Genomic DNA, 8,227 nt, shown 5'->3' with positions numbered 1-8,227 from the left:
TCCGAGCGAGCGGAACGCGTCCGCGGAGGCCAGACGGTCGAGCGCGCCCGCCGACAGCCGGGTGCGGCGGGCGAAGGCCTCCACGCTGTCGTAGCCCGCCTCCCGCGCCGCGACGACGCGCGCCGCCTCCCCGTCCGTGATCCCCGCGATCTGGCGGAACCCCAGCCGCAGCGCCAGCGCGCCATCGCCCGCGCGCTCCAGCGTGTTGTCATAGGCGCTGTGATTGACGTCGGCCGGGCGAACCTCGACGCCGTGCTCCCGCGCGTCGCGCACGATCTGCGCGGGCGCATAGAAGCCCATGGGCTGCGCGTTCAGAAGGGCGCAGGCGAAGGCCGCCGGGTGGTGGCGTTTGATCCAGGACGAGATGTAGACGAGCTTGGCGAAGGAGGCGGCGTGGCTCTCGGGGAAGCCGTAGGAGCCGAAGCCCTTGATCTGGTCGAAGCAGCGCTGGGCGAAGGCGCGGTCGTAGCCCCGCTCCGCCATGCGCTCCACCATCAGCGCCTCGAAGGTCTGGATCGTGCCGACGTTGCGGAAGGTCGCCATCGCGCGGCGAAGCTGGTTCGCCTCGACGTCGGAGAAGCGGGCCGCGACCATGGCGAGCCGCATGGCCTGCTCCTGGAACAGCGGCACGCCGAGCGTCCTTGCGAGCACCTGCTTCAGTTCGTCCGGAGGGCCATGCTCGGGCGCGGGCGCGGGAAAGCTCACCTCCTCCAGCCCCATGCGCCGGCGCAGATAGGGATGCACCATGCCGCCCTGGATCGGGCCCGGCCGCACGATCGCGACCTGCACCACCAGATCGTAGAACTCGGCCGGCCGCAGGCGCGGCAGCATGTTCATCTGCGCGCGGCTCTCGACCTGGAACACGCCGATCGTGTCCGCCCGCCGCAGCATGGCGTAGGTCTCGTCGTCGTTCCGGGGGATGGCGGCGAGGTCGAGCTTCTCGCCGCCCTGCGCGTGGATCAGATCGAGCGCCTTGCGGATGCAGGTCAGCATGCCGAGCGCGAGCACGTCGACCTTCATGAGGCCGAGCGCGTCGATGTCGTCCTTGTCCCATTCGATGAAGGTGCGGTCCGCCATCGCGGCGTTGCCGATGGGCACAGTCTCGTCCAGCCGGCCGCGCGACAGCACGAAGCCGCCCACGTGCTGCGACAGGTGGCGGGGGAAGCCCAGCAGCCGCCGGGCGAGATCGAGCGCGCGGCGGATGGCCGGATTGGCCGGGTCGATCCCCGCCTGCCGGATGTGCTCGTCCTTGATGTCGGCGCCCCAGCTTCCCCATTGGGTCGAGGCGAGACGGGCGGTGACGTCCTCCGTCAGGCCAAGCGCTTTGCCCACCTCGCGCATGGCGCTGCGGGGCCGGTAGCTGATGACGGTGGCTGCGATTCCGGCGCGGTGGCGCCCGTAGCGCTCGTAGATGTGCTGGATGATCTCCTCGCGCCGCTCGTGCTCGAAATCGACGTCGATGTCGGGCGGCTCCCGGCGCTCTTCCGACAGGAAGCGGGCGAACAGCAGGTCGTGCTCCGCCGGATCGACGCAGGTGACGCCGAGCGCGTAGCAGACCGCGGAATTGGCCGCCGAGCCCCGTCCCTGACAGAGGATCCCCCGGTCCTCGGCGGCCCGCACGATGTCGAGGATGGTCAGGAAGTAGCGGGCGTAATCGAGCTTCTCGATCAGCGCCAGCTCGTCCCGCAGCTGCCCCGCGACCTTGGGCGGCACGCCGTCGGGATAGCGGATGGCGGCGCGGCGCCAGGTCTGCTCCTCCAGCCAGGCCTGCGGCTCCCAGCCCGGCGGCACGGGCTCGTCGGGATAGTCGTATTGCAGATCGGCGAGCGTGAAGTCGATCCGGACGAGCAGGTTCTGGGTCTCGGCGATCGCCTCGGGCGCGTCGCGGAACAGACGCGCCATGTCCTCAGGCGACTTCAGATGGCGCTCGGCGTTCGCCTCCAGCAGGCGGCCCGCGGTCTCGATCGTGCGCCCTTCGCGGATGCAGGCGAGCACGTCCTGCAGGTCGCGGGCGCCCGGCTCGTCATAGAGCGCGTCGTTCACGGCGATGAGGGGAACGCCCGCGGCGCGCGCCATCGCCTTCAGGCGCGCGAGCCGGCGCCGGTCGTCGCCGCGGCGGTGAAGGGCGGCGGCGAGCCACGTCGCCGCCGGCGCCGCTTCGGCGATGCGGGCGAGCGGAGCGCCGAGGCCGTCGAGACCGCGCTCCGGCATGACGATCAGGAGCAGGCCGCGCGTGTCCGCCAGCAGATCGTCGAGGCGAAGCGTGCACCCGCCCTTCTCCGCGCGGAGATTGCCCACGGTGAGCAGGCGGCAGAGCCGGCCCCAGCCCGCGCGATCGACGGGATAGGCGATCACGTCCGGCGCGCCGTCGGCAAACACCAGCCGCGCCCCGACCACCAGCCGGAACGCCTCCGCCCGCCGGCGAAGCTCCTCGCGCGTGAACGGCATGTCGGGCGCCAGAGGGGTTTCGACGAAGACCACTTCTCCGGGGCCGGAGCCCTGGCGGGTCTTCTCGGGCGGCGGCGCGCCTTCCGCCCGGAGCTCCTTCAGCGCGCTGTAGGCGCGCACCACGCCGGCCACCGTGTTGCGGTCGGCGACGCCGATCCCCGTCTGCCCCAGCAGCAGCGCCGTCAGCACCATGTGCTGGGGAGGGGACGCGCCGCGCAGGAACGAGAAGTTCGTCGCGGCCGCAAGCTCGGCGTAAGGCTCCGGCGCGCTCATGCGAACAGCCCGTGCAGATACCAGCGCGGTTCGCCGGTCTCCCGCCCGTAGAGGCCGTCTCGATACAGCCAGAAACGTCGGCCCTCGTCGTCCTCGACCCGATAATAGTCACGCGTCGGCCGGCCGGGCGCGCGCCACCATTCCGGCGCGATACGCTCCGGTCCTTCGGCGCGAACCACCCGGTGCTGCGCCCGACGCCAACGAAAGCGCAAGGGGGGCCCATCGGGCGTCTCGGCCAGCGTCTCGATGGGCTGCGGCGGATCGAACAGCTGCAAGGGTCGCGACTGGGGCTCTCCATCTGCGGGGGCGGAGCCGTCTGCGTCCGCGCGTCCGGCATCCGCCACCCGCGCAAGGCGGGAGGCGCGAACGGGATCGTGCGTGTCCTCGAACCGGAAGCGCAGGACGCGGTCGGAACCGAAGCGCGCGGTCAGGCGATCCACCAGCTCCGCCAGCGTCTCCTCCTGCGGACGCTCGCCGTCGAGCGCGGGCTGCGCCTGTCCGAGCGGCTCGGTGGCGGACACGGCGAACCGGATCAGATCGAAGCCAAACCCCGGGTCGAGCGGATCAGCGAGCGCGTCGAGGGTTTCGTGGAACAGCCGAAGGATGGCGCGCGGATCACGTGACGGCCGGCCGGTGGTGACCGACAGACGCCGCGCTCCGCCGTCCGAACGAAAGAACATCGCTTCAAATCTGCGGCCGCCCTGCCCCGCCGCCTCCAGCCGGATGGCGGCGCGCCCCGCCAGGTCGCCGAGCGCTGCAAGGATGGCCTCGTGATGCGCCAGCGGCTCCGCAAAACGGGCGTCCTCATGGATGGCGGGCGGCGGGCGCAAGGGCGTGATGCGAAGATCGTCGCGGCCGAGAACGCGATGAAGGCGCTCGGTCAGTCCCGCTCCGAAACGCGCGGTCAGCGCCGGTCCCGGCAGATCGGCGAGATCCCCGAGGTTCTTCAAACCCGCGAGGGCGAGCGACCGGCGCTCATCCTTCGCAAGCCGCAACGTCGCGACCGGCAAGGGTCGCAGCGCTTCCGCCTCGTCTCCGGCCGGGACGATTCCGCCCTTCCCAAACCGGGCGAGCGCGCCGGCCGCGTCTGGCGTGCCGGCGAGCGCGACACGCGCCGAAAATCCCGCCGAACGGCACCAGACGACCACGTCCCGGAGCAGGCCCGCCTCGCCGCCGAAGAGGTGCGCGCACCCGGTGACGTCGAGCATCAGTCCATCTGGAGGATCGAGCGCCACAAGCGGCGTCCAGCGCTCGCAGGCGACGGCGAGAGAGCGCAGCAAGGCGGCGTCGTCGTCCGGCCGGTGCTCGTCCGTCCGCATGTCAGGCGCGCGGGCGCGAGCGTCGGCGAGCGCAAGACCCGGTGCGAGGCCGAGCGCCAACGCCACACGGTTCGCCGCCGCGATCGCAAGCCCGTTGCGGGTCGGCGCGTACAGCACGGCCGGCCCGTCAACCGGCGCGGCGCCGGAGCGCCGACGCGCGCGCTCCAGCCGCTCCATCGGCAGCAAAGGCAGCCACGCCGCGAGATAGCGGCGGGAGCGCGAAGGACAGGTGGTCATGGTCCCACTCCAGACGCCATGAGCGCGGCGGAACGCCCGCCCGGTGTCGCAACAGCGCGATGTCGAAAGCTGGCCGCCCCGGCGCATTCGCCTCCAGCGGCGTCGAGGGGGCGGACGCGACGCTCCACCGGCTCTGGGCGGAGCTTGGGCGAGGTTCGGCCGCCTGCCGGACCAGGATCAACGCCGCGCCGGAGGACGCCGCGGCGAGGCTGAGCCGTCGGCTCGCCTTCAGATCGAGGCCACGGGGATCTCCCCACAGTTCAGCGACCACGGCGCCGAGCGCCCCGCACCGGGCGCCTTCGTCCGCGGCGCGAAGCACCCCGCCGGCGTCGCGAAGCCGCACGACCAGCATCGCCTCCGGCCGCGCTCCCAGAGCCACGAGGCCGGCGCCGTGAAGCGCGCCCGCCTCCACATCGCCGAACTCCTGCCGCGCCCACAGCAAGGGGCGCCCGCCGGCCGCCCGCAGCGCGAGGCACAGGCCGAAACCGGCGGCCGCCGCGCAATCCGCCTGACGGCGCGCATAAATCTCGTGCAGCGCCGCGCGGGACAGCCCTCCGCCAAGCGCCGAGTCCAGATCGTCTGCGCCAAAGCCGAACAGAGCGTCCGCCCGGGGCTCGGACGACGCCGGCTCGATCGCGGCGATGGCGCGCCGCAGGGCTGAAAGGTCATGCATGAGGACAAGCCAAAATGTTCCTATTTTGTTCCGATAACGACTCCAACCCGGATGAGAGTCAAGCAGCGCGACCGGGCATCGACCCGACACGCCTTGCCGCCTCACAGACGCGCCGCGCGCCGACCAATCGTGACCACTCGATCACGACGTGACGCAGATGCTCGCCGTCGTGGCGGAAACTCACTTGTACACCTTTGAATTCTGCAATCTAAAGAAGAGTTAGAATTTATCAATTCTTGAAATTGAACCCAGTTTAGATGTATTACACGTCGATATTTATCACATATTTGATTCAATACTTGGCGCCAGCCGCGATTTCGCCGTAAAGCCTGTCGCACCAATCGAGGGTTCGTGTGATGGCTAGAAGTCATGTGGTCGCCGCAGGCGTTGCGGCGGGCGTTTTGTCGTGGACGATCGGGAGCGGCGCGCAGGCCGAGACCCCCGAAACCAAACGTCAGGCCGAGGCCGCCGTCGCGCAGGACGTGGACGGCACGCCGCTGGACGAGATCTCGGTGACGGCGACGCGCCAGGCGACGCAGGTGCTGGACGTGCCGGGCACGGTGTCGGTCATCGGCCGCAAGCAGATCGACGACCGCCAGATCCGCGACGCGCAGGACATCGTGCGCTACGAGCCGGGCATCAACGTGCCGCGCCAGACCTCGGGCACCGATCCGTTCGGCAATCTGGGCTCGTTCAGCATCCGCGGCGTCGGCGGAAACCGCGTCCAGATCCAGGTGGACGGCACGCGCATTCAGGAGCAGATCACCGACGGCAACCGCGGCTTCTTCGACCTTCCCGCGGTGAAGGCGGTGGAGATCCAGCGCGGGCCGGGCTCGGTGCTGTGGGGCGCGGACGCGCTCGGCGGCGTCGTGGCGTTCAAGACGCTCGATCCCGCCGACCTGCTGGGCGCGTCCGGCAAGACCATCGCCGGCCGGGCCGAGACCTCGTTCGACAGCTTCAACGACCGCTTCAGCAAGACCGGGATGGTGGCCTTCCAGGCGACGCCGGACCTGCAGGGCCTGTTCGTGATCAACCAGTCGACCTACCACGAGGGCCGGCTCTCCAAGGCCCGCGCCGACGGCGGCAACTGGGGCTGTCCGCGCGTGGCCGACGCCATCCGCTGCGACAAACTCAACCCGCTTGACGGCACGTCGTGGAGCGCGCTCGCCAAGTTCGTCTGGACCCCGACCGACGACCACGAGATCAAGCTGACCGGCGAGATCTTCGACAGCAACAACAGGATCAGCCAGCTTTACGACTACGGCCTGCAGACCACCGGCGCGTTCAACGGCGACTACGACCGCGTGCAGGACCAGACCCGCATGCGCCTGTCGCTGTCGCACCACTGGACGGTGGGCGCGCCCTGGCTGGAGGAGGTGCGCTGGCAGGCGTCCTATTCGCCCCAGCGGCGCGAGGTGAATTCGGACCGCTTCCAGCGGCTCGCCTCGGGCGAGGAGCGCGACACCCGGACGTTGCTGCGCTACGACGAGACGTTCCTTCAGGCCGACCTGCAGCTGACCTCTCTGGCCGAGACCGGGCCGATCAGTCACCGCTTCACCTACGGCTTCCAGGGCGACTACACCCGCACCGACTATCTGAACCAGACCGCCGTCACGCCTCGCGCCACCGGCCTGACGACCGTGACGCGCGCGAGCGGCTTCGCCAACGCCCGCACCACGCGCGCGGACATCTATGTCCAGGACGAGATCAAGGCGTTCGACGGACGCTTCACGCTCACGCCGGGCGTGCGCTGGGCGAACTACGCGATCGATCCCAAGCCGGAGGCCTGGTATCAGCCGATCGGCGGGTTTGAGCCGAAGAAGCTCGACTCCAGCCGGGTCATCCCGCAGGTCGGGGCGCTGCTGAAGCTGACGGACGAGTATTCCGTCTACGCCCGCTACGCCGAAGGCTTCAAAATGCCCACGGCCCAGCAGCTCTACACCTCGTCTCCGGGCGTGTCGTTCGACCTCGTTCCCAACCCCAACCTGAAGCCGGAAAGCGTCCGCTCTTATGAAGCGGGCCTGCGCGGGCAGTATGGGGCCACGCAATATTTCGACAGCGCGTGGTTCTCGGCCGGCGCCTTCTACGCCGACTACACCAACTTCATCCAGAACTTCTACAACATCGGCCCCCGCCCTATCGAGCCGGGCGAGGATCCGAACACGGTACGTCCGGATCGCTACACCTACCGCAACCTCTCCAGCGTCGACATCTGGGGCGTCGAGGCCTCGGCCGAGGTGGTGCTGAATCCCAATTGGTCGGTCAACGGAACCCTGTCGTGGCAGCGCGGAAACCAGCGCGCCGAGAAAGGAGATCCCAAGACCGCGTTCGACGGCGCGATCCCGCTGGTGGGCGTGCTGGGGGTGCGGTGGCGCGATCCCGATCTCGGGCTCCAGATCGAAGGCGTCGGCACCTTCGCTCAAGGCGTGAAGCGGGCGAGCGACGCGTCCCTGTTCAAGCCCGGCGGCTACGCGATCTTCGATCTGTTCGCCACCTGGTCGCCGAAGATCACGGGCTGGGGCCCGGTGGAATCCATCACCTTCCGGGGCGCGGTACAGAACGTCTTCGACACTCGCTACTTCAAGGGTCCTCTGGCTTACACGTTCAATGTGGTCCCGCTCCAGTCCGTCGCGATCACCAACCCGCTCGAGCTTCAGACCTCGCCCGGCCGCACCTTCAAGGTCAGCGCCTCGGTCAGCTTCTGACCCCACGCCCCTCACCGCGCCGCCGCCCGGCCCATGCGCCGCGGCGGCGCGTCCTGTTTCGCTCCGGAGACCCTGCCCCATGACCGACGCCAAGCCCGCGCGCGCCCTCCTCGCGGAGGGTCCGAAGGCCGTGATCGAGCGGCTGCCGCTGTTCGGCCGCGCCATGCTGACCGCCAACCGCGGCGGCGCCACCCATGAGCGCATCGGCGCGATCGAGACGGTCGCGTTCGAGGACGGCGCCGCGATCCTGTCCGGCGCGAACCACGACGCCCGCATCGACCTCTCCGTCATCGTCCGCGCGGTCGCCGACCGCACCGGCAAGATGAAGGACCGCGCCCTGCCGCGGGTGGAGTTCCAGACCGCGGACGGCGAGGTCGCCTTCAGCGTGATCGCGCTCGACGGGCTCGATCCGTTCGAGGCGGCGCTGGCGCCCTTCGGCGACGGCGAGCCCCTGCCCGAGAAGGAGAAGCCCGAGACCCCGGCCGCGGCCGAGCTTCAGGACGCCGATCCCGGCCGCGCGCCCTTCGACGCGGCGCGCGCGGCCGGCGGCGACGTGACGGTGGCGCTCGACA

At 70.2% G+C, this 8,227-nt stretch carries 5 protein-coding genes; 2 read left to right on the top strand and 3 right to left on the bottom strand.

Features of this window, described 5'->3' with window-relative positions; genetic code table 11:
- The 3 genes from ACFQ4O_RS12660 to ACFQ4O_RS12650 form a co-directional block, all read right to left on the bottom strand.
- On the bottom strand, positions 1-2,721 hold a 2,721-nt coding region (locus tag ACFQ4O_RS12660; RefSeq protein ID WP_378776054.1), incomplete at its 3' end, for an error-prone DNA polymerase.
- A complete protein-coding gene (locus ACFQ4O_RS12655) occupies positions 2,718-4,217 on the bottom strand; it encodes a DinB/UmuC family translesion DNA polymerase (protein ID WP_378776055.1) in 1,500 nt (499 codons plus the stop codon). The genes ACFQ4O_RS12655 and ACFQ4O_RS12660, both read right to left, overlap by 4 nt.
- Positions 4,168-5,040 (bottom strand): ImuA family protein, encoded by an 873-nt coding sequence (locus tag ACFQ4O_RS12650; protein ID WP_378776053.1) that lies wholly within the window; start codon positions 5,038-5,040, stop codon positions 4,168-4,170. Before ACFQ4O_RS12650 ends, ACFQ4O_RS12655 begins: the two co-directional genes overlap by 50 nt.
- A 266-nt stretch (positions 5,041-5,306) precedes the next feature.
- Between ACFQ4O_RS12650 and ACFQ4O_RS12645 the strand changes: the two genes are divergently transcribed.
- Positions 5,307-7,655: a TonB-dependent hemoglobin/transferrin/lactoferrin family receptor gene (locus tag ACFQ4O_RS12645; protein WP_378776052.1), complete on the top strand. Its 2,349-nt coding sequence runs from the start codon at positions 5,307-5,309 to the stop codon at positions 7,653-7,655.
- Positions 7,656-7,734: 79 nt separating this feature from the next.
- Positions 7,735-8,227, top strand: a 493-nt coding sequence (locus ACFQ4O_RS12640; protein ID WP_378776051.1) for a hypothetical protein, incomplete at its 3' end; no start/stop codon positions are given.

Source organism: Methylopila musalis (assembly GCF_042679725.1).
GTDB lineage: Bacteria > Pseudomonadota > Alphaproteobacteria > Rhizobiales > Methylopilaceae > Methylopila > Methylopila musalis.
Note: the sequence above shows the minus strand (reverse complement) of the source record. Positions and strands in the feature narration are given on the sequence as shown.